The sequence below is a fragment of the Parafrankia sp. EAN1pec genome, assembly GCF_000018005.1.
In the GTDB taxonomy this organism is placed as follows: Bacteria; Actinomycetota; Actinomycetes; order Frankiales; family Frankiaceae; genus Parafrankia; species Parafrankia soli.
The window spans coordinates 465459-485332 of the sequence record NC_009921.1 but is presented as its reverse complement, the minus strand read 5'-3'; the positions used below and the strand labels follow the sequence as shown (position 1 = coordinate 485332).

Genomic DNA, 19874 nt, shown 5'->3' with positions numbered 1-19874 from the left:
TGGGACTCATCCGGACAGCTCCTCGAGGGCGGCCCGCAGCTGCTCGGCCGACGGCACCTTGTGGTGCCACTCGACCCGGTCCTCGACGAACGACACGCCCTTCCCCTTGACCGTGTCCGCGAGAACGGCCACGGGCCGGCCCGTGCTGGACGGGGCGAGCGCCTCGACCAGCGCCTGGTGGTCGTGGCCGTCGATCCGGCGCACCTCCCAGCCGAAGGCGGCCCACTTGGCGTCCAGCGGCTCCAGGGCCTTCGTCTCCTCGGTGCGGGCGCCCTGCTGGAGCCGATTGCGGTCGACGACCGCGACCAGCGTCGCGAGCCTGTGGTAAGCGGCCGTCATCGCGGCCTCCCAGTTGCTGCCTTCCTGGATCTCCCCGTCGCCCAGGACGACGATCGTCCGGTTGGCGATGCCCCGCAGGCGGGCGCCGAGCGCGCACCCCACGGCGACCGGGAGCCCATGGCCGAGCGGGCCGGTGTTCGTCTCGACGCCGGGCACCTTCACCCGGTTCGGGTGCCCGTTGAGGGGCGAGAGCGGTCCACCGAACGTCTCCAGCGCGCTCCGGGGAAAGAAGCCGCAGGACGCGAGCACGCTGTACAGGGCGACGGCGCAGTGGCCCTTGCTCAGCACGAACCGGTCCCGGTCCGCCGCGTCGGGCGCGAAGGGGTCGACCGTGAGCGCCCGCCAGTAGGCGGCGACGAGGATGTCGGTCACGGACAGGTCGCCGCCGAGGTGCCCCATGCCAGCCTGGCCGATCGTGGTCACGATGTCGCGGCGCACTCCGCGTGCGATCTCGGCCAGGGCCGGTGCCAGCTTCGCGGGCGGGAGCTCGCGGTGCACGGCCACGGTGGCGGCATAGCGGCGGGCTGCCGGCTCGTCCGTGGTCAGCCGGCCGGCGGCGGGCAGGGTCGTGGTCACGGGCTCCCCTCCTGCGTCTCGGCGAGGGCGCCGTACAGGGCGCGCTTGGCGATCCGCTGGGCCGCCAGCGCGTCCTGGGCGGACTGGGCCGCGCGCAGAGCGCCCCAGTCGAGGCGCTCCAGCGCGCGGTGGAAGCCCCGCATGGTCTCGACCCCTACCCGGGCCGCCTCGACCGGGTCCTCCCGGAACGGAAACTGGTCGAGCTGCCAGATCCCCTCCCACCCGGCGTCGACGAGGGCATGGAAGAACTCGAACGTCTCCAGCGGGTGCACCGAGCCGACGACCATGTCGTCGTCCCAGCCGCGCAGGTTGTCGTTCACGTCGATCGCGAACAGCCGGCCACGCGAGATGATCAGCCGGGCCGCCTCGGCGGGCGACTCCCCGCCGTAGAGCGAGTGACCGAAGTCGAGCAGGATCCCGACGTTGTCGCGACCGATCTCCTCGATCGCCAGCAGCGTCACGGCGGCCGACGAGAACAGCATGCGGTTGCGCGGCTCCCGTGGCTTGTACTCGATGGCGAACCGCATGTCGGGGAAGGCGGTGGCCAGCTCCCGGACGGCGTCGACGGAGTACTTCCACAGCTCGCGGTGGTCGGCCTGGAAGGGGTAGTCGACACCGTCCTGGCCGGGCCACAGTTTCACGTAGTCGCAGCCGAGGTCTCGGGCGACCTCGGCTGCGCGGGCGACGAGATCGATCGCCCGCGCACGGACGGAGGCGTCGGGGTTGGTGAACCCGCCGCGCGCGAAGGTCCTGGTGTAGATCTCGGGTGTCACCGCGACCGCGCGCAGCCGGGCGGCCTCGAGCGCGGTCCTGATCTCGGTGGTGGTCAGGTCGTTCGGGGAGAAGGGCCAGTTCAGGTCGACCGCCGAGAGCGACCCGACCCGACCGGCCATCTGGAGGCACTCCAGGGTCCCGACCGGATCGCGGTAGCCGTCCGTCGCATAGCGATCCACGTAACTCGCGAAGTGCCAGAGACCGGCGCCGTACGATGGTTCGTGAATTTTTATTCACCTCCGACTTGACATGCACCAACCGTAGCTAGGAGAATTTCGACGTGTCAACGGGTCGATGACCAGCCTGGTTGAGGACGACGCGTACCGTGGCACGCCGAATGCCCCGGCCACGGGCAAGCTCCCGACGCCGCGGCAGGAACGCTCGGTCCGACCGACGATGAGGAGAAGCGGTGCCGTCCACTCCGACCGGGGCCCGTCCCGACACCGTCCGCGTCGCGATCGTCGCGGCGCGCTGGCACGCCGACATCGTCGGGCAGGCCGTCGCCAGCTTCCGCTCGGCTCTCGCCGAGCGGGGCGTCGGCGAGGTCGACGAGTACCAGGTGCCAGGGGCGTTCGAGATCCCGCTGCACACGCGCAGGCTCGCGCTCACCGGACGCTACGACGCCATCGCCACCTGCGCGTTCGTGGTGGACGGCGGCATCTATCGGCACGACTTCGTCGCCGGCACTGTGGTCGACGCGCTGATGCGCGTGCAACTGGACACGGACGTGCCCGTGTTCTCCGCGGTGCTGACCCCACAGGCCTTCCACGAGCACGCCGAGCACCAGGAGTTCTTCGCCCGGCACTTCCAGGTCAAGGGGCGCGAACTCGCCGACGCCGTCGTGACGACCATCGCCGGCCTGGCGGCCCTGCCCGCGTAGCGGGCCGTTCCGGTCGGCCAGGTCCGTCACCCCCGACCATGTCGCCCTGGAGGGGACAATGTCGTTCGGCCGCCATTCCCGGCTCAGTGACGTGATGGAGAGCCCGCAAGCTCGTGCCCTTCTCGAGCGGGCCCTGCCCAGGCTGGCGGCGGCCCAGGCTCTCGAACGCTTCCCCAACCTGACCATCGGGGTCATCGTCTACAACTATCCGAGTCTCACGGAGGCCGAGGCGGCGGACCTCTGGGCCGGACTCGCCGCGGTGGATACGCCCGCGACCAGCCCCGCCGAGATCCCGGTCGCTACGCCGCGGGACGACTACGAGGGCGGCGAGGTCGCCGCGGGCTCCGCGCCGGCCACCTACCCGGGCGCCGTCAGCCGATGGTCGACGTTCGAGCTGGAACTGGCCGGCCCCTCGCACGGCAACCCGTTCACCGACGTGGAGCTCACCGCGCGGTTCAGCCGGGACGGCGTGGAGATCGTCTCCGGCGGCTTCTACGACGGCGACGGCCGCTGGCTGATCCGGCTACTGCCGGCGGAGACCGGCCGGTGGCGGTTCGTCACCTCGTCGAACGCCCGCAGCCTGGACGGCGTCACCGGGCAGTTCGACGTCACCCCGGCGGCCGAGGGAGCCCACGGGCCGGTCCGGGCGGACGGCTTCCACTTCGCGCACGCGGACGGCACCCGCCACCTCCCGCTGGGCACCACCGCCTACGCCTGGATCCTGTAGGGCTCCAGAACTCCGATTTGGGCGGTGACCTGCGTGTTTGTCAGCGGGGCGGGACCCGTGTCGGGCAGGCTGGATGGTCATGGTGTGGTCGCTGCTCTACGCCCTGACACGCAACACTCTCGGGCTGATGCTGCTCCGCGTGCGCGGGGATGCTGCGAAGGACGTCGAACTCCTCGTCCTGCGGCACCAGGTGGCGGTGTTGCGACGGCGGGTCCATCGTCCGGCATTGGAACCGGCGGATCGGGTGATTCTCGCAGCCCTGTCCCGGCTGCTACCCCGGGCCAGTTGGGACATCTTCTTCGTCACCCCGGCCACCGTGCTGCGCTGGCACCGTGAGCTCCTCGCACGAAAATGGACTTACCCGCGCAAGACGCACGGACGGCCGCCGATCCGCCGGGAGATCCGTGAGCTGGTTCTGCGTCTCGCGCGGGAGAACCCGACCTGGGGCCACCGCAGGATCCAGGGCGAGCTCGTCGGGTTGGGTTACTCGGTCGGGGTCGCCACCGTCTGGCGGATTCTGCACCGCGCCGGCGTCGACCCCGCACCTCGGCGGGCCGACACCTCCTGGCGCACGTTCCTACGCGCCCAGGCCTCCGGCATCCTGGCCTGCGACTTCTTCACCGTGGACACCGTGTTCCTCCAACGGATCTACGTGTTCTTCGTCGTCGAACACGCCACCCGCCGTGTTCATGTCCTCGGGGTCACGAAGCACCCGACCACGGCGTGGGTCACCCAGCAGGCACGGAACCTGCTAATAGATCTCGAGGAGCGCAGCCACCGGTTCCGGTTCCTTCTCCGTGACCGTGACACGAAGTTCACGTCCTCGTTCGACGCTGTCTTCACTGGGGCCGGTATCGACGTGGTGCGCACACCACCGCAAGCCCCGCAGGCGAACGCGATCGCGGAACGCTGGGTCGGCACCGCCCGCCGGGAATGTACCGACAGGCTGTTGATCGTCTCCGAACGGCACCTGACGTCAGTCCTCGACAGCTACGCCGAGCATTTCAACACCCACCGGCCCCACCGCTCCCTCGGCCAGCACCCACCCGACTCGCCACCCGTGGTCGCCCCGACGTCGGAGTCCACCGTCCGTCGCACACGCATCCTCGGCGGGCTGATCAACGAGTACCGCAACGCCGCCTGACACCTCCCGCGGAAGATCACGTCAACCGCAAAAGACCAGATCACAGGCCGAAACCCGGATTCTGGAGCCCCACACGCTGTCACGAGACCGCGACCCCATCACCACCAGGCACTCCCGCGCGCCCTCCACCGTGGACAGCATCGCCTGGTGGAGATCCGCGAAGCCGGCGAGCAGTGTCAGCTCGGCCTGGCTGGCCAGCTCCTGGTCCTGGAAGGCGAACAGCGCCTCCGGCGGCCGGTCATAGATCGCGCACAGCGTCGCCCGGTGCCCGATGCTCGTGGTGTGCCGGCCCAGCTCCCACCCCGACACCATGCTCGGCGTCACCCCGCTATGACCACCCGCGGTCCGCAGATCGATCTCCTCGACCACCCGCTCCAACGTCCAGTTCCGCGCCAGCCGAACCTGCCGCAGCGGTGAGACCGGCCGCGGCGAACGCGAGGAACGGGGCGACATCACCGATCACCATCCAGACCCGGGGGACCCGGCGCCGCCACCGCGCCGGCATCAGTGATGATGCACGGACATCTCCCGCAGCGGGCTCTCCGTGGTGATTTTCTCGCACACCGTCAACAGCTGCGGATGCTGCCGCAACCGGACATAACCCTGCGGCGGATGGAACCCGCCCAGCTCGGCCCGCAGCTCCTCCACCGACCGGCCCGAGTACTCGGAAACACCCAAGATCGGAATCGCGAAGGCCCGCTCCAGGTCCCGCACGTACTCCAACACGCTCGCGCCGTTACCCACCCGGGCCCGCTCCGCGATCGCCGCGACCCGCTCCGGCACATCCACCACCGCCGGTCCCAGATCGATGACCGCCGCCAGCCGCGACACCGGCGCGTTCAGGTACACAAACCAGCGAACCGGACGACCCTCCAGGAACCGGCGCCGGAACTCGTGCGTCTTCAACCCCTGCCAGATCAGCTCGTAGTACTCGGCGTGCAACGCCATCAACACCGGCTCGGCGGCCGTCACCTCACCGGCGACGTCGAACAGACCCTGCTGCCGCGCGCCGTCCCCGCCCATGCCCTCCAGACCCGTCACAAGAACTCATCGTGCCCGCCCCGCCGCTTTCCCGTCCCACCGGGGGCAACCCAGACCACAGGTGTCCGCGCCGCAAGGACGCTCCCACGGAGAGGACCACGTAGCCCACCGTTCCGACCCAGCCTCTCCGAGGCCGCGGCGCGCGCCCACACCACCGTCGATCCAAGCGCTGCCAAGACGAAGGACCGAACGGATGCTGAGCCGAGGTGCTAGGCGAACGCGCCACTGACATCACGCGGGTGACCTGCCACCGCATGCCGCCAACCGGCCCGACACAGGCCACGCCAGCGAGCGAGGAGGAACGCGGCTGCGGAGAACTCGAACCCCACGGCGCGGGCACCCGGAACCACCCCGCCGATCCCGTCCCGCCGCGTTCCGAGGCCACCATCGGCCCCAGACGCACCGTGAACGGCCGAACCTGACCCACGGTAACCACGTTCACTATGCATCGCAAGCTGTCGGAACTTGTGTGGCCGAGTTGAGTGGAGCGAAAGCCGGCTACGGCGTCTGACTGACCTCGACTGAGCGCCGCGCCTTGTCGGGAGGTCGCCGGGCCGCCTGAGCCTGCGCGGACTGGTGATATGGTGCAATCTTCATGCTCCGGCGTCTCATTGGGTACTTGGACGGAGCAGGCGGCATACGAGATCCACCCTTCGGTTTGATTGATGTAAGGTGCCACCCACGGCAATCCGGGCAACGGTATCCGCGGATCTCGCGGCGTGCGCATTCAACGTCCGCGATCTGCGCTGTCGATCGAGCTTGGAGAGCTACTCGTAGAGCCAATTTGACGTCCTTTCGTTCACCGAGACGACGTTTCCCGGCTTCCTTGCAGATCGGAAATCGGTGCGAGTTTCTTGCCGCGCGGTTTCTGTTGCGCAGGCGGTTGTTGTGGCGCGGGCGGTTCCGGCGCATGTGCTTGTAGCTCCCTGCGAGTAGATGACGAGGTAGGGTAGAGGCCGCCGCGGCTCCTATCTGGTTCGGAGCCGCGGCGGCCATTGCGGGCTTTACCTGCGGACTAGCAGGGCTTTATTCCAGCGATGTAGACGCTATCCGGGACGCTGGTCCAATCACGCACGGACGAGTATGCCGGAATGTAGTGGCAAGGCCCGTCCGGATAGCCGACAATCAGCTTTCGGAGATCGAGCTTGCGCCAGACACCATAACTGTGGCAGTTGCGAATGGTGTAGGTGTACTTGCCAAATACCGGTCCGCTGTAGCTCAGTCCGCATGGCGGAGCAGCAGATGCGGGCGATGCCGTCACCAGTGCCGAGCAAGCGATCGCGATGCTGACGCCGAACGTGGCGAGTAGGCGCCTCGTTCGCGCAGGCTTCTGCATCGACAGACTTACATCGCGGGCCGACGCTGCCGGTTCCAATCCGGCCTGGCCCCTCGGTTCTGCTGTGGCTGCTCGCTCCGGAGAGGGATAGATATTGGCCATCTACTTGCCCTTCGTGTGTCGCGCCGCGAGTCGGCACTAGATACGAGCGTGGCGGTCTCCCGGGCCTCTCACCAGCATTTTCTGTCCTGAGACATCGCGAGACGGCCCGAGATGCCTCGACCGATCATCGCCAGGCCGGAGCCGAGTACTATCCCAAACAGGGGGGGCGGGATACTGAACAGCCTGGGCGCAACGTCGCGCAATAGGTAAGGAGTAGCCGGTGCCCCATCTGGCATCACCCAATGGCGACCTGACACCTGGCATGCGTGAAGCACTAAGCCGCATGCGCGAAATAAGAAGAAGGTTCGGCCCGGCATATGCGGCGATGGAGAAAAGGTCGGGCGTAAGTCATTCCAACTGGCACCGCTGGTTGCACGGAAAAGGGGTCATGCCTTTGGAGAGGGTGAGCGAGGCGAAAGGCATGCTGATGGGTTGCCTAGAAAGGGAGATGAAGAAGCATTCCGGTGACGAGGATGTGCTACGGACGCTACGCGAGCTGAAAGAGTCGTTGGAGGAGGTGACAGCGCTGTGGATCCGAGACCAAGGATCCACTACCGCGCAAATGGTGGCCAATGAAATGGTGACTAATGAGCAGCCCGAGCCCGATGTCCAGATCGAGAACATATTGCCGGAACATGGTCAGATGTTTTCGAGCGACTGGATGACTGACATGGCCGAGGAGCTCGCGGCGGCAGTCGAGAGACAGTGGATCTGGGAGGCCGACAGACGCGGATTGATCCGCCCTCCGGCGATCCCTGTACGATGGCGCTGGGCGCAGGGCATGACCAGCAAACTTGACGTGGTCCTCAATAACTCACACCGGCGCACCCTGTTCCCTCCCCTACCGGGAGTGGCGTCGGCGACATCTGCGAGCTTGCAGTCCGGCGGCCTCCAGCAGCTTTTCGATGCATATGCCGGGGTGGACTCCGGCCGCCTTGTCATCATGGGCAAGTATGGCAGCGGAAAGTCTGCAACCGCCATCTTGATGCTGCTCGACGCGTTGTCACACCGTGACAGCCTCGACGACGTGCAACGGGCGAAGGTACCCGTGCCGATATTTCTGACCACACACGACTGGGACCCCCGACACCAGAATCTTCCCGAATGGCTGATCACTCGACTTGCTAAGGAATACCAATTTCTCCGATCAACTCAGGACGGCCGGAGTGCTGCCGCAAGATTGGTCGAAGATGGTCGGGTTGCACTGTTCCTTGATGGCTTTGACGAAATTCCATCCGAGCTTCATCGGGACGCGTTGGAGGAGATCCGCCGACTGGCGACGTTCCGGCTGGTCACACTGACCCGCGACGGGGAGTTTGCCGCAGCCGTGCGTACGGGACACCATGTGGACGCCGCCGCGGTAGTGGAATTGTTGCCGATCCCGGCCGATGAGATCGCTTCTTACCTTGAGACCCGTCAGACCGATCCCATGCCCCCGCAGTGGGAGAAGCTTGTCACCTTTCTGCGAGAAAATCCGGACCATATCCTGGCGCAAGCGCTAGACTCGCCGCTCGTCTTGACGCAACTGCGAGACGCAATCCAAGATCCGGCTGACATCGACGATCTCCTCGTCGCAGACAGGTTCGAGAGCCGAGAAGCGGTCGCAGAATATCTGATGGACCGGTCCATCGATGTCGCCTATCGGCGATTCTCCCGCGATACGTCCACCGTCGGTCCCGACAAGGCGAGAGCTGCTCTAGGATATATAGCCGCGAAGATGAACGAGGAAAACACCCGCGACCTGGCCTGGTGGCAAATTCATCACTGGGCCTCGCCTATTCCTCGGATCCTTGCGACGACAGTTCTAGGCGTGCTGATAGGGGCACCTGTAGGCGCGTTGATGTTCGGTCCGCTCGGCCAGTATGCGGTGAGAGGGCATACTGGAACGTTGTTTGGGGCCCAGTATCTTTCCATGATGTGCCTTGTTTTTGGGCTGATGGCTGGACTCGTTTCGGAGGCCCGCGGAGGCCGCTCCCGTCGAACAGGCCGATTCAGATGGGTCGACTGGTATCGCGGTCAGACTAACAGCGCGGTCGGTCTGCTGTTTACTGTTGCCGTCACGATGGCCGTTGGTAACCAGTCCAATTACGCCTTCGGGGCATTGGCGGGGGTTCTAGCAGGGATCGTGGCCGGGTATGCTGCGAGGGGCGACCACCAAGATCACAGGTGGATACAGCGGTCTTGGTGGATCACGCTTCGATCAAGGCTCGACCCGGTCGCAGGGGCTGTAGCGGGATTGCCGATCGGACTGACGTATGGATTGACCAAAGAACATACTCAGGGCCTCGTGGCCGGTATCATGAGCGCAATCGCCTTCGGCCTCATGGTCGGCTTCGCGCGACCGACGGCTGGTATTCAGGCTGTTACCGATCCACGAACATCCTGGCTCCGAAATCACGAACATGCAGCCACCTTCAGCCTGGCCGCTGGCCTAGCACTCGGGCTTCCGCTTGGATTGAAAAACGGGCTGGAGCACGGCGTCATCGCCGGCGCCGTCGCCGGCGTTTGCGTTGGGCTCATCGTCGGACTTGGGTGTTTGATCGGGGCGTCCGACAGGTTGCGGACCACCCTGCTGTTTCTCCAGCTGCGCGGCCACGGCATTCCTTTGGACGGAATGCGTTTCCTGGAGGATGCGCGCCGGAAGAATCTTCTCCGTACCGTCGGACCGCTATACCAGTTCCGGCATCCCAGCATTCAAGACCGACTCGCGAGGACATACGGGCAGCAGCAAACCCGCGTCGATCCCGAAATCTGACCGAGGCGGAAGGAACTGGATCTGCGCGACGGCGGCGGCCGTGTAGCCCACGGTGTTAGAAGGGAGCTGGTCGGGGTCGGCCCAGAGGAGGCCGGCGCACTTCGTGGGCTCGCGGTTACTCGGGTGAGCCTGACTTCCTCAACCACCGCCTCGCTGAACTGTGGGCCGGCGCCACCCGGTGAAAGGATGCGGCATGGCCACGGGGAGACCGGTGCTGGCCGTCGTCAGCGGCCCACCGGGAACCGGTAAGACCACCCTCGCCCGCGCGCTCGCCGACACCCTCGGCTGCCCGGCGATCATCCGCGACGAGATCAAGCAAGGGATGGTCCTGGCGAACCCCGGCTACCAGGCCGGCGGAGACGACCCCCTCAACATCCCCACGCTCCACGCCTTCTTCGGCGTCCTGGAAACCCTGACGAAGGCCGGCGTGACCATGGTGGCCGAGGCCGCGTTCCAGGACCGGCTCTGGACGCCCCACCTGGAGCCACTCACGAGCGGCGCCGACGTACGCATCATCCGCGCGACCGTGGATACCGCCATCGCCCACCAGCGGATCACCTCCCGCGCCGGGGCTGACCCGCACCGGGCGGCGCACGGCGACCACGACCTTCTCGACGCCCTCGCCGCGGGCCGTCACTCCCTCGACAGCTTCGTCGACATCCGCCTGAACCTCCCACGGCTCACCGTCGACACCCGAGACGGCTACCGCCCCGCCCTGGAGACCATCGCCGCTTTCGTCGCCCAGCCCGCAGACCGTCCTCATCAAGGTCCATAGCGTCGATCATGGTGGCGGGTCCGCCGGTGCGAGTCGGGGCGACCTTGCCGAGATCAGACAGCGCGGACCGGGCCCGCTCCTGTTCCACGCCGCAGCGTTCTCCGAGCGCTGGCGCGGACACCAAGCCGCTGGCCCAGCCACCATGTTCACGTTCACGGCTCCGCCGCCGGCCCTGGCGGCGCCGTGAACGTCCGAACCTGACCCACGGTAACCACGGGGCGGGATAGCGGACCGGCCACCGTCAGCCGGCGCGCACCGCTCTCGTCACAGCCCACCCGCAACCCAAACCCGCCAATTGTGACGGGACGTAACCACTTTGGGGGCGGTGTCGCGACGGCAAACCCGGCTCAGGTGCCCGAAGACGACACCCCAGCCATGATCGTTCCCTGCACAAAATTGCCGAATGCGCACCCAATGCGCACCCAAACCCATTTTGATCTTGAATAGATGATCTCTGACTCTGCAAAACCGCAGGTCAGAGCCCATCTGTCTGGAGCCGACGAGGGGACTCGAACCCCTAACCGCCCGATTACAAGTCGAGTGCGCTACCAATTGCGCCACGCCGGCCAGCGATCCCACGATACCGGACGGCTCCCGCGCCCCGGGCGATCGCAAAGCATCGCGCCCTCCAGCGTTGGCCGCCCACCCGACAGTGGACGATCTTGCTGGACGCGACCCCGGCGGCGCACCTGACAGGGAGACCGGGCCTCTCGATCATCCCCTGCGTCCGGCTCCGGCGTGGTCGCGTCCAGTTGCGCAGGTCAGGGCGGCGTTCTGGAGCCTTTTGTGGTCCCCGGCGGAAATCAGCACAGTAAGAGGTGGCTTCCCCGCTATGATTCCGCCGTACCCGCCGCACCAGCGGGTCGGAGGGGGGTGGACGTACGGTGCAAATGGAAACGACGACCGTGATGGTCGTGGATCTCGTGGGTTCGACCCGCGCCATCGCGTCGGTACCGCAGATGCGCATGGATGAGCTCATGGCCGAGGCCGTCCTACCGATTCGCCGGGTTGTCGAGGAGACCGGCGGGGAGATCATCAAATTCACCGGCGACGGCTACATGACGGCTTTCCGGTCGGCCACCCGTGCGCTTCACGCTGCCGCCCAGATCGCCGATCTGTTCATCGCCGGCCCACGGCTGCCGATCGGCGAGTGGCTCGAGGGCTGTCGGGTCGCTATCCACACCTGCGACACGACCAGGTTCGAGGATGACCTGCTCGGCGAGGGTGTCGTCGTCCCGGCGCGGATGGAGAAGTACGTTCCGACGAACGCCGTGTACGTGACGTCGACCGTCCGCGATGCCGCGAAGTCGGCGGAGTTCGACTTCGAGCCGGTCAGCGAGCTCGTCCTCGGGGGGATACCTCGTCCCGTCCAGGTCCACCGCCTTGTTACCGAACGCTATCGCGGCATCGAGCGCGGCACCTTCCTCACGGTGACCGATCTGGTCGGTTTGAACGCACTTGCGGCACGGGTTTCGTTGACCGCGTTGAACGAACGGCTTCGGGACTGGGTCTCTATTCACCGCGAGGCGCTGGGAGCGACCCGGGGCCGACTCCGGTCCGTCGCCGGTGACAATGTGTTGTCGACGCACGGCAGCGCGGACGAGGCGGTGGGTTTCCTCCTCATGCTCGACCATCTGGCGCGCGCTCGGAGAATTGCCGGTGACGACGGCCAGCCTCCGTTCACGTTCAGCGCGGTCATCGCGCACGGGGATCTCTTCGTCCCCGATTTCGGGCTGGCCGGCCCGCTGGTGAGCAGCACCTGCCGGACGTTGCAGGTCCTCGAACCCGGCACGAAGATCATCACGGACGGGGTCTTCCAGGGCCTCACGTCGGAGCGGGATGTCTTCGGCCCCGAGCTGGCCCCCGTCCCGGGCGGCCTCAAGGATGGCTACCGCCTGCTCATACATCCCGGAAGCAGCCTCGCGGACGGAGACAGCGAGCCGCTCGCCGCGGGGTGACCACCACCGCGAGGCTCCGACGGCCCCGGTAGGCGACCCGTGTCCGGTGATCCACCGAGGCCTCGGGCCTGTGCTTTCAACCGCGTACATATTCAGGACCACGCATGATTTTCCGGCCCGGTACCGTGACGGATCAGCTCAGGCCCGCAGCCAGAAGGGCACCAATGAACAGACATCCAATATGTAGTGACTGATCGGCCAGGTACATTCCGTTGAGGCCGCTGCTTTTCAGCTCGGCGAATCGGGCCGCTCCCGATCGGCGCAGCAGCCAGCGTACCGGCCACCTACGGTCGATAAACCCGTGCGTGACGATGGACCAGCCCAGCGCGGCTATCACGCCCGGAAGACGCAGTGGTACGTCGATAATCAGGAGACTCGCCAGGGCCGCAGCGACGCACAGATGGTAAGCGAATAGATGACCGGTCATGGCGCGGGCGGCGGGCCATCCGCGCCCGTCCTTCTCGGTCGCCTGTCGATCCGTCTGCGCGACATGATCACCTAGGTGATGGCCCGTAAATAAAGCAATGAACGCGGCACAGAACACCATGGCATCAGTCATCGACGTGCCCCCTCCCGCCGAAATAACAGTAGGGCACACCACGGCAGAAGATCGGGACTTCGGACCGGAAGCGGCGATTTGCGACGCCCCAGGCTGGTGCCCCGGGCAGCCAGCCGCTCGCGCGTCCCACCCCCGGCCAGGAGAACAACGACACCGGGCCGGATGCGCGCCCTCGAAATTTCGGAACATCCGCCATGGATAGGGCAAAAGCCCCGCTCCCGCATGGCCCGGGAACACCCCGATCACAAAACTGTGGCGGGTGAGTGAGTCCATGGACTCACTCACCCGCCACACATCGAGCGGCAGTGCCTCCAGCCGGCGGGCACAACCGTCACCGGGTCGTGGCCGCGGCCCTCACCAGCCGGCGGGCGCGACTGGTCACCGGCCGGCGGGTGTGATCGTTACCAGGTGATGGGCGTGGTTTTCACCGGGTGGCGGTGGAGGTGACCGGGCCGGAGAACAGGACGTTTCCGTTCAGGTCGTAGCCGGTCGCCGTTCCGGTGGAGCTGAACGCGTCCTGGCTGCTGAAGGTGGCCGAGTGCTGGATGTCGATGGAACCGACCACCGTTCCGTTCGGGCCGGGCAGGGTCCGGACGAAGGCGTAGGTGAAGGTCTTCGATCCGGTCGAGTGCCAGGAACCCCAGAAGGTCCCGCTCGGCGTGGCGACGGCGAAGCGGCTCTTCGGCAGGAACAGCATCTGGACCGACTCGGTGGCGCCGAGTGCCGTCGTGGCCGTGCCCGTCCAGTAGCCCACCGGGCTGTAACCGCCACCACCGCCACCGTAGGAGGTCGTGCTCGCAGCTCCGGCGACCGGCGCCACGCCGACCGCCAGGGCGAGCGTGCCCGCCAGAGCCGCCAGCAACAGCGCCGCCCGCGTGGAGGCGAGACGGACGCGAGGTCGCAACATACAGGTTCTCCTTTGCCGTGGACATCAAGGTGCCTGAACACCGCCGACCGGCTTGAAGAAGCCCGGAAACACGGTTCCGCGTGCGCGCTCAGGCGGCGCCGCGCACGTGCGCGTATCCGGGACCAGGAAACGGGACACCACCCCCCCGGCCGTGGTGTTGGGGGTTCGTGCCGGCATTGCTGGCAAGAACCCCCGACCACACGGCTGGTAGGACCCGTCGGTTACGGGACTGGGAAGCGGAACTCCGACGGAAAGCAACTGAAACCGGAGACATCGTCACCCAGGAAGAATGCGTGTGTCCAGTCCCCCGAGGGCGGATCGACCACACGCCAGTCGGCGCCGACCCAGCTCACCTCAACCCGCATCGTCGTCGTGACCGCGTCGCCGCCGTCCACAGAACGGGTGAGGAGGTATCGAATCGCCGCTTTCCTGGACGAATAGCGCTCGACTTCCCATCCGATGATCTGCACCTGGTACCAGGAGGTACCACTCGGCCCGTTCCCACCCCCCGGGACGGGCTTTCCGCCGACCGCGCCGGCTGCACCCCCAAAACCGCCAACGCCCCCAACGCCCCCAACGCCCGCGGCGCCGACGGTGGAGGTCGCCCGGTGCGCAAGGTTGATCGCGGCGATGACAGCACCCAACGGTGAGCGCTCGAATCCCGCGACGACGTGCTCGCCCAGCACCCGCGGACCGGCGGAACGGCTGCACGGCAGGCGCGCGCCGTCCGCGTGGTCATAGAAGAAGACGTCGGCCATGGTGACGGCCCGATATCTCGTCCAGGTGCGGAGCAACAGGTAGGTGGACACCCCGAAGACGACCGCGGCCTCGGTCGTCAGCAGGAGGAGGGTCATACGATTCCCCCAGGCGCGATCTCCCGGCAGCCGGCGGGTGGTGGCAGGTCGGCCGGTGGCAGATCGGCGAGCTCGGGATGCCGGTCCGAGCCGGCGGCCATCCGGGCCGCGGCGAGCAGGGCCCGGGCGACCTGCGCCCATTCGCTGCTGTCACCGCCGACGGCACCCCGGATCGTCTCCAGGCTGTGCAGTTCGTGGGAGAGCCCGCCGGCCACGTAGGCCGGCATCCGCACCATGACTGCGGGGCGCTGGCTGTTCGGCGGATCCTCCACCTCGATGGGATGCTCCCAGTCGACATAGATCTCCATTTCGACGCCGGGTACCCGGCTTTTGCGCGGACGCGGCGCGTCGAGGTCATGGCTGGGCATGTCCACCTCCTGGCGTCCCCCCGGCTGATCGATCCGCTTTCCTGGTCGGGTCGGGCCCGTCATGGCTCGTCCGGCAGGTCGCCGGAGAGAGCCAGTTCCAGTGCGTGGCGCACAAGATGGACCAGGGTCGTCTGCGCGCTGTCCGGGCGCCGGGCGTCGCAGTACATCAGCGGCCGGTGCGGCGCCAGGTCCGCCGCGTTGCGGACCATGGGCAGCGGGTACTCGTAGGTGTTCGCGTCGAACCGGTTGACGGCCACCAGGAACGGGACCCGGCGGTTCTCGAAGAAGTCGATGGCGGGAAAGGAGTCTGCCATCCGCCGGGTGTCGACGAGAACGACCGCGCCGATCGCGCCGCGGACGAGCTCGTCCCACATGAACCAGAAGCGGTCCTGGCCGGGCGTGCCGAACAGGTAAAGGATGATGTTGTTGCTGAGCGTGAGACGGCCGAAGTCCATGGCGACCGTGGTGGTCGTCTTGCCGTGCACGGCGCTGGTGTCGTCGACGCCGAGGCTGGCGCTGGTCAGCGCCGCCTCGGTGGTGAGCGGCTCGATCTCGCTCACCGACCCCACGAACGTCGTTTTTCCTACTCCGAACCCACCGGCAACGAGAACCTTGACCGCGGTGGGCGCCCGCTTAGAGACGGGTGAGACCATGCAGAACCCTCCGTAGGAGTTCCGGACTGGGCCGATCTGGATTTTCGGGGCGGTGGACGGAGACCATTCCGTCGCGCGCCATGTCGTCGATGAGGACCCGAACCACCATCAGCGGCAGCTTGAGCCTGGCGGAGATCTCGGCAATCGAGTGGATTCGCATGCACAGGATCGCGATGTCGTGTTCCTCGGGGGCGAGCCGGCCGCGCCGCCGGATCGCCGCCATTCCCGAATCGGTCGTCGCGACCAGCGCGACGAGCTCCAGCGGGACGGCGGGCGCGGTGCGCCCCCTGGTCACCGCGTAGGGACGGACCAGCGGCTCGGACTCATCCCAGCTATCGCCCAGTCCTGTTGACCCGGACCAGTCGCCAGCCACCCTGTTCCACCTCCCTGCATGACGCGGTGCGAGCTCAGGACGGAAGGGCAGCCCGCATCTGGTTGCGCAGCTCGGGGGTCAGGAACCTGCCGGCCCGGCTGACGAGATGGGCCATCTCGTAGGCGATCTGGCCGACGTCGGCGTCGGCCGTGCTGGAGACCGCCAGGCAGGCGCTGTGGCCCACGGCGGTGATGAACAGGTAGCCGTTCTCCATGTCGACCATGGTCTTGTTGACCTGGCCCCAGCCGTGCTGCCGCGCCGCGCCGCGCGCCAGCGCGTCGAATCCGGAGGCGACCGCCGCGAGCTGGTCGGCCGCGGCCCGGTCGATGCCGGTGGACGTGGCCAGCAGCAGCCCGTCGGAAGACAGGACGACCGCGCAGAGAATGTCTGGCACGGTCTCGCGAAGTCGGTCGAGCAGGAAGGACAGGTCAGGCTGTCGGGGCACGGCTCATCTCCCGTCGAGGTCGTCGGCGTCGCGCATGCCGCGGTCGAAAGCGGTGGTGAAACGCTGGGCGAGCGCGCGGGCGGCTTCCGGGTCGGGCGCGCTGGCGGCCTTCTGCGGCAGCCGCTCGGCGGCGGGGTCCTCGCGCAGGGTCTTGGCGAGGTGCGCGCCGCGCTGCCGGCGCGGCAGGTCCTCGAGTCGCGGGTGTCCGCCGGGGCCGGGCGGGCCGGCCAGCGCCTCGGCGCCGTCGTGGCCGCGCAGCGGGCCGAACAGCGGGTCGAACAGTCCGCCGTCCGCCAGGTCCGCGGCGCTGCGTGCGACCATCCCGCCGGGACGTCCCTCGGACCGGCGGCGCGGCGCGGCGTCGAGACCACCGTCGACGAGACCACGTCCGAGACCACCGTCGAGCCCGTCGTCGAGGCCGCCATCGAAGCCCCTGTCGAGGCGCAGGCCGCGTGGGTCCTCGAGCTGCCGGTCGGCCAGGTCGCCGCCGTGGCCGCCGGCCGCGCGGGTGTCGCCGTACCGGCCGGCGCGGGAGTCCGGCCCGTAGCCGGTGGCCCGGGGATCGTCGCCGTACCGGCCGGCGCCGGTGTCGCTGCCAAAACCTCCGGTGCGGGGGTCGTCCTGATAACCGCTGTCGCTGGGGTCGCCGCGGTAGCCACCGTCGCGGGCGTCACCGCCGTAGCCGGCCTGGCGCGCCTCGGCACCGTAGCCACCGTCGCGGCCGTCGCGGCCGTCGCGGCCGTCGCGGCCGTCGCGCGGGTCACGGGGGTCACTGCCGTAGGCGGCCGCGCGCGGGTCCTCCTCATAACCCGCCGGGCGAGGGTCCTCCCCGTAGCCGGCGCGGCGGGGGTCGCCGTGCTGGCCACCGAACCTGTCGTCGCCACCGCCGGAACGAGCCTCTCCAGGACGAGCCTCTCCGGGACGGGCGTCGCCGCCACCGGGGCGGACGTCGTCGGCGGCGTCGGGCCGCAGGCGGGCGGACGCCCGGTGCGGAACCGCCGCGACCGCTCCGGCCAGCGCGAGCTCCTCGGTGGGGGTGGGCCCGGCCCGACGTCCACCGCGATCGCCCGGCGCGCCGGGACCAGTTCCGCTGCCGCCGCCGGCACCTCCGCCGTACACGGCGCCGCCCGCCGAGCCGCCCGCCGCGAGCGCCGCCGGCTGGCGGCCGCCGTTCGACCCGGCGGCCGGCAGGGATGCGGCCTGATGCGGGATCTCGGTGTGGATGAGCCCGGCCGGGATGATCGTGACGACGTGGACACCCCCGTACACGCTGGGCTTGAACCGCACGGCGATCTTGTGCCGGGCGGCCAGCCGGGCGACGACGAACAGGCCGATCTGGCTGCCCTGCGTCGAGGCCTCGAACGGCGGCGGGTTGGCCATCCGGTGGTTGGTCGCGGCGTAGGACGCCGGGTCGAGGCCGACGCCGCGGTCCTCGATCTCCACCGTCCAGCCCTGGCCGACGCGGCTGGCCTGCACGGTCACCGGGGTGTCGGGTGGGGAGAAGGCGGTGGCGTTCTCGATGAGCTCGGCGAGCATGTGGGTCAGGTCGCCGACGGCCGAGCCGACGATCTCGACGTCCGACGTCGGCAGGTGCACGTGTACCCGGGTGTAGTCCTCGACCTCGCTGGCCGCCGCGCGCAGCACCTGGACCAGACGCACCGGCCCGCGGAAGGTGCGTCCCGGCTGGCCGCCGGCGAGGACGATCAGGCTCTCCGCCAGCCGCCGCATGCGGGTGGCCTGGTGGTCGACGCCGAACAGGCGGGTGAGGATCTCGCCGTCCTGCTGGTCGCGCTCGAGCTCGTCGATCAGCCGGAGCTGGCGCTGGATCAACCCCTGGGTGCGTCGGGCGAGTGTCTGCAGGATGGCGCCGACGCTGCGGCTCTCCGCCACTTCGTAAGCCGCCGACACCGCGGATGAGTAGGTCACGTTGAAGGCACGGGCGACGTCGCCGATCTCGTCGCCGGTCGCGGTGGCGAAGGCCGGCGGCTCGGCGGCCGGGTCGATGGGATGTCCCTGCCGCAGCTTCGAGGTGACCGCGGGCAGCCGCCGCTGGGCCACCTCGAGCGCACCTGACCGCAGCGCGCGCAGCGCGCCGACCAGCCTGGTCGCGACGCCGACGGACACCGCGATCGACAGGGCGACCACGCCGGCGGCGAGCAGACCGGAGAGCAGGGCGCTGCGCAGCGCGGCGTCGGCGAGCGAGGCGCTGCGGTGCTCCAGGTCGTCGACGACCTGCCGCTGCACCTTGCGGAGCTGCTCGCTCTTCGCGCCGCTCGCCGTCGCCCACGCGGTGAAGTCGATCCGCTCGCCGCGCAGCACCCGGTCGCGCAGGTCGGTGACGGGGTTCAGCGTCGGGCCGACGACGGAGTCGTACAGGGCGAGCTGCTCGGGGGTGGCGGACGACCGGAACTGGGTCATCCACGCCGCCTCGGCGCCGATCGCCGACTGGACCCGGGTGGCGCTGTCGGGCACCGCGCCGCCGAGCACGGCCGCCGCTGAGACGTACCCGTACTGCTGGCTGATCGCCTCGCTGGCCCGGGAGACCGCGGACAGTGCGGTGGCCCCGCGCACGACCTCGGTGTCCTCGCTGCCGATGCCGACCATGGCGGCGCCGACGTCCAGCCAGGAGGAGATCATCTGGTTGAAGGTGACGGTTCCCGGGCCGGGTTGGAGGGTCTGCGCGTCGACGCCGGCGCGCACCGTGGCGAGCCCGGCCATCTGGTTCTGCGCGGCGCCGACCGCGTCCCGGACCTGGTTTCGCGGGCCTGCCGGCAGTTCGTCGGCCGTCTCGGCGACGGTCGCGAGGGCCTCGTCGACCGGGCTGCGCGCGCTCGTCGAGCGGGCGGCGAACTCCCGTTCCCGGTAGCCGGAGCCGACCAGGCTGGAGACGGCGTACCGCTCGGCCTGCAGGGCATAGACAAGATCGTTGACGTGGATGAGGAACCGGGCGGCGGTCCTGGTCTGGTCGCTCGCGCGCTGGGCCGCGAGCTGACCGGTCACGACCCAGCTGCCGAAGCCGACCAGGGCCAGCAGTGGCAGGAGCAGGACCAGAGTGATCTTGTACCGGATGGGCCAGTTCCGCACTCCGCCACCTCTCGTCGGGGACGCGGGGGTCCTCGAGACATCCAGTCGGCCGACGGGACCGGGGGGCGGCAGGAGGGGAGTAACCGCGCCCGGCTGCGGACGCACTGGGTGGCGTGGCGACCTCGCCCCGGCGCCAGCAGCCACCGAGAACGACGCTGAGCAGCTGTTCCGATCCCGTCGGCAATCAGGACGCTAACCGCGAGGGGTGCTCTACCGGAAGAGTA

At 68.5% G+C, this 19874-nt stretch carries 18 protein-coding genes and 1 tRNA gene; 6 read left to right on the top strand and 13 right to left on the bottom strand.

What is annotated here, in order from left to right:
- Positions 1-6 precede the first annotated feature (6 nt).
- Positions 7-915 (bottom strand): transketolase, encoded by a 909-nt coding sequence (locus FRANEAN1_RS01990; protein WP_012157848.1) that lies wholly within the window; start codon positions 913-915, stop codon positions 7-9.
- Positions 912-1868: a sugar phosphate isomerase/epimerase family protein gene (locus FRANEAN1_RS01985; protein WP_198145444.1), complete on the bottom strand. Its 957-nt coding sequence runs from the start codon at positions 1866-1868 to the stop codon at positions 912-914. Before FRANEAN1_RS01985 ends, FRANEAN1_RS01990 begins: the two co-directional genes overlap by 4 nt.
- Before the next feature lie 230 nt (positions 1869-2098).
- Here FRANEAN1_RS01985 and FRANEAN1_RS01980 point away from each other — a divergent pair, with 230 nt between their 5' ends.
- From FRANEAN1_RS01980 to FRANEAN1_RS01970, 3 genes are all read left to right on the top strand, one after another.
- Positions 2099-2569 (top strand): 6,7-dimethyl-8-ribityllumazine synthase, encoded by a 471-nt coding sequence (locus FRANEAN1_RS01980; RefSeq protein ID WP_012157846.1) that lies wholly within the window; start codon positions 2099-2101, stop codon positions 2567-2569.
- Between the two features lie 58 nt (positions 2570-2627).
- Positions 2628-3296, top strand: coding sequence for a DUF5060 domain-containing protein (locus FRANEAN1_RS01975; RefSeq protein WP_012157845.1), 669 nt, complete (start codon positions 2628-2630; stop codon positions 3294-3296).
- Positions 3297-3369: 73 nt separating this feature from the next.
- Positions 3370-4440, top strand: a complete 1071-nt coding sequence (locus FRANEAN1_RS01970) for an integrase core domain-containing protein (protein ID WP_157472258.1) — start codon at positions 3370-3372, stop codon at positions 4438-4440.
- A gap of 21 nt (positions 4441-4461) precedes the next feature.
- On the opposite strand, the gene FRANEAN1_RS01965 is transcribed toward FRANEAN1_RS01970, so the two are convergent.
- Together FRANEAN1_RS01965 and FRANEAN1_RS01960 are read right to left on the bottom strand one after the other, a co-directional pair.
- Positions 4462-4893, bottom strand: coding sequence for a helix-turn-helix transcriptional regulator (locus FRANEAN1_RS01965; RefSeq protein ID WP_012157843.1), 432 nt, complete (start codon positions 4891-4893; stop codon positions 4462-4464).
- 51 nt (positions 4894-4944) lie between these two features.
- Positions 4945-5481 carry a hypothetical protein gene (locus FRANEAN1_RS01960; RefSeq protein WP_198145443.1) on the bottom strand — a complete coding sequence of 179 codons (537 nt, stop codon included), beginning with the start codon at positions 5479-5481 and terminating at the stop codon, positions 4945-4947.
- Between the two features lie 1658 nt (positions 5482-7139).
- Between FRANEAN1_RS01960 and FRANEAN1_RS01950 the strand changes: the two genes are divergently transcribed.
- On the top strand, positions 7140-9674 hold the full coding sequence (locus FRANEAN1_RS01950; RefSeq protein WP_012157841.1) for a hypothetical protein: 2535 nt from the start codon (positions 7140-7142) through the stop codon (positions 9672-9674).
- A 193-nt stretch (positions 9675-9867) separates the two neighbouring features.
- Complete coding sequence (locus FRANEAN1_RS01945; RefSeq protein WP_012157840.1) at positions 9868-10449, top strand: AAA family ATPase; 582 nt, start codon at positions 9868-9870, stop codon at positions 10447-10449.
- Between the two features lie 491 nt (positions 10450-10940).
- Here FRANEAN1_RS01945 and FRANEAN1_RS01940 read toward each other — a convergent pair.
- A tRNA-Thr gene (locus tag FRANEAN1_RS01940) sits at positions 10941-11016 on the bottom strand.
- A gap of 323 nt (positions 11017-11339) precedes the next feature.
- Between FRANEAN1_RS01940 and FRANEAN1_RS01935 the strand changes: the two genes are divergently transcribed.
- Positions 11340-12407: an adenylate/guanylate cyclase domain-containing protein gene (locus tag FRANEAN1_RS01935; RefSeq protein WP_041253609.1), complete on the top strand. Its 1068-nt coding sequence runs from the start codon at positions 11340-11342 to the stop codon at positions 12405-12407.
- A 133-nt stretch (positions 12408-12540) separates the two neighbouring features.
- On the opposite strand, the gene FRANEAN1_RS01930 is transcribed toward FRANEAN1_RS01935, so the two are convergent.
- From FRANEAN1_RS01930 to FRANEAN1_RS01895, 8 genes are all read right to left on the bottom strand, one after another.
- Positions 12541-12966, bottom strand: a complete 426-nt coding sequence (locus tag FRANEAN1_RS01930) for a DUF3307 domain-containing protein (RefSeq protein WP_041253608.1) — start codon at positions 12964-12966, stop codon at positions 12541-12543.
- 424 nt (positions 12967-13390) lie between these two features.
- The gene (locus FRANEAN1_RS01925) at positions 13391-13873 is read right to left on the bottom strand and encodes a hypothetical protein (protein ID WP_012157837.1); all 483 of its coding nucleotides are present in this window, start codon (positions 13871-13873) and stop codon (positions 13391-13393) included.
- Positions 13874-14094: 221 nt separating this feature from the next.
- Positions 14095-14727: a hypothetical protein gene (locus FRANEAN1_RS01920; protein WP_012157836.1), complete on the bottom strand. Its 633-nt coding sequence runs from the start codon at positions 14725-14727 to the stop codon at positions 14095-14097.
- On the bottom strand, positions 14724-15095 hold the full coding sequence (locus tag FRANEAN1_RS01915) for a hypothetical protein (RefSeq protein WP_049795875.1): 372 nt from the start codon (positions 15093-15095) through the stop codon (positions 14724-14726). The genes FRANEAN1_RS01920 and FRANEAN1_RS01915 overlap by 4 nt, the downstream gene beginning before the upstream one ends.
- Positions 15096-15154: 59 nt before the next feature.
- Positions 15155-15748, bottom strand: a complete 594-nt coding sequence (locus FRANEAN1_RS01910) for an ATP/GTP-binding protein (RefSeq protein ID WP_012157834.1) — start codon at positions 15746-15748, stop codon at positions 15155-15157.
- On the bottom strand, positions 15729-16121 hold the full coding sequence (locus FRANEAN1_RS01905; RefSeq protein ID WP_012157833.1) for a DUF742 domain-containing protein: 393 nt from the start codon (positions 16119-16121) through the stop codon (positions 15729-15731). Before FRANEAN1_RS01905 ends, FRANEAN1_RS01910 begins: the two co-directional genes overlap by 20 nt.
- 34 nt (positions 16122-16155) lie before the next feature.
- Positions 16156-16566, bottom strand: coding sequence for a roadblock/LC7 domain-containing protein (locus tag FRANEAN1_RS01900; RefSeq protein ID WP_012157832.1), 411 nt, complete (start codon positions 16564-16566; stop codon positions 16156-16158).
- A 3-nt stretch (positions 16567-16569) separates the two neighbouring features.
- Positions 16570-19650 (bottom strand): nitrate- and nitrite sensing domain-containing protein, encoded by a 3081-nt coding sequence (locus FRANEAN1_RS01895; RefSeq protein WP_012157831.1) that lies wholly within the window; start codon positions 19648-19650, stop codon positions 16570-16572.
- Positions 19651-19874 lie beyond the last annotated feature (224 nt).

Coding starts and splice junctions, on each gene's coding strand:
- FRANEAN1_RS01945 (WP_012157840.1), top strand. CDS start 9,868: ATGGCCACGGGGAGACCGGTGCTGGCCGTCGTCAGCGGCCCACCGGGA.
- FRANEAN1_RS01935 (WP_041253609.1), top strand. CDS start 11,340: ATGGAAACGACGACCGTGATGGTCGTGGATCTCGTGGGTTCGACCCGC.
- FRANEAN1_RS01925 (WP_012157837.1), bottom strand. CDS start 13,873: ATGTTGCGACCTCGCGTCCGTCTCGCCTCCACGCGGGCGGCGCTGTTG.
- FRANEAN1_RS01910 (WP_012157834.1), bottom strand. CDS start 15,748: ATGGTCTCACCCGTCTCTAAGCGGGCGCCCACCGCGGTCAAGGTTCTC.
- FRANEAN1_RS01930 (WP_041253608.1), bottom strand. CDS start 12,966: ATGACTGATGCCATGGTGTTCTGTGCCGCGTTCATTGCTTTATTTACG.
- FRANEAN1_RS01915 (WP_049795875.1), bottom strand. CDS start 15,095: ATGCCCAGCCATGACCTCGACGCGCCGCGTCCGCGCAAAAGCCGGGTA.
- FRANEAN1_RS01965 (WP_012157843.1), bottom strand. CDS start 4,893: ATGTCGCCCCGTTCCTCGCGTTCGCCGCGGCCGGTCTCACCGCTGCGG.
- FRANEAN1_RS01920 (WP_012157836.1), bottom strand. CDS start 14,727: ATGACCCTCCTCCTGCTGACGACCGAGGCCGCGGTCGTCTTCGGGGTG.
- FRANEAN1_RS01975 (WP_012157845.1), top strand. CDS start 2,628: ATGTCGTTCGGCCGCCATTCCCGGCTCAGTGACGTGATGGAGAGCCCG.
- FRANEAN1_RS01970 (WP_157472258.1), top strand. CDS start 3,370: ATGGTCATGGTGTGGTCGCTGCTCTACGCCCTGACACGCAACACTCTC.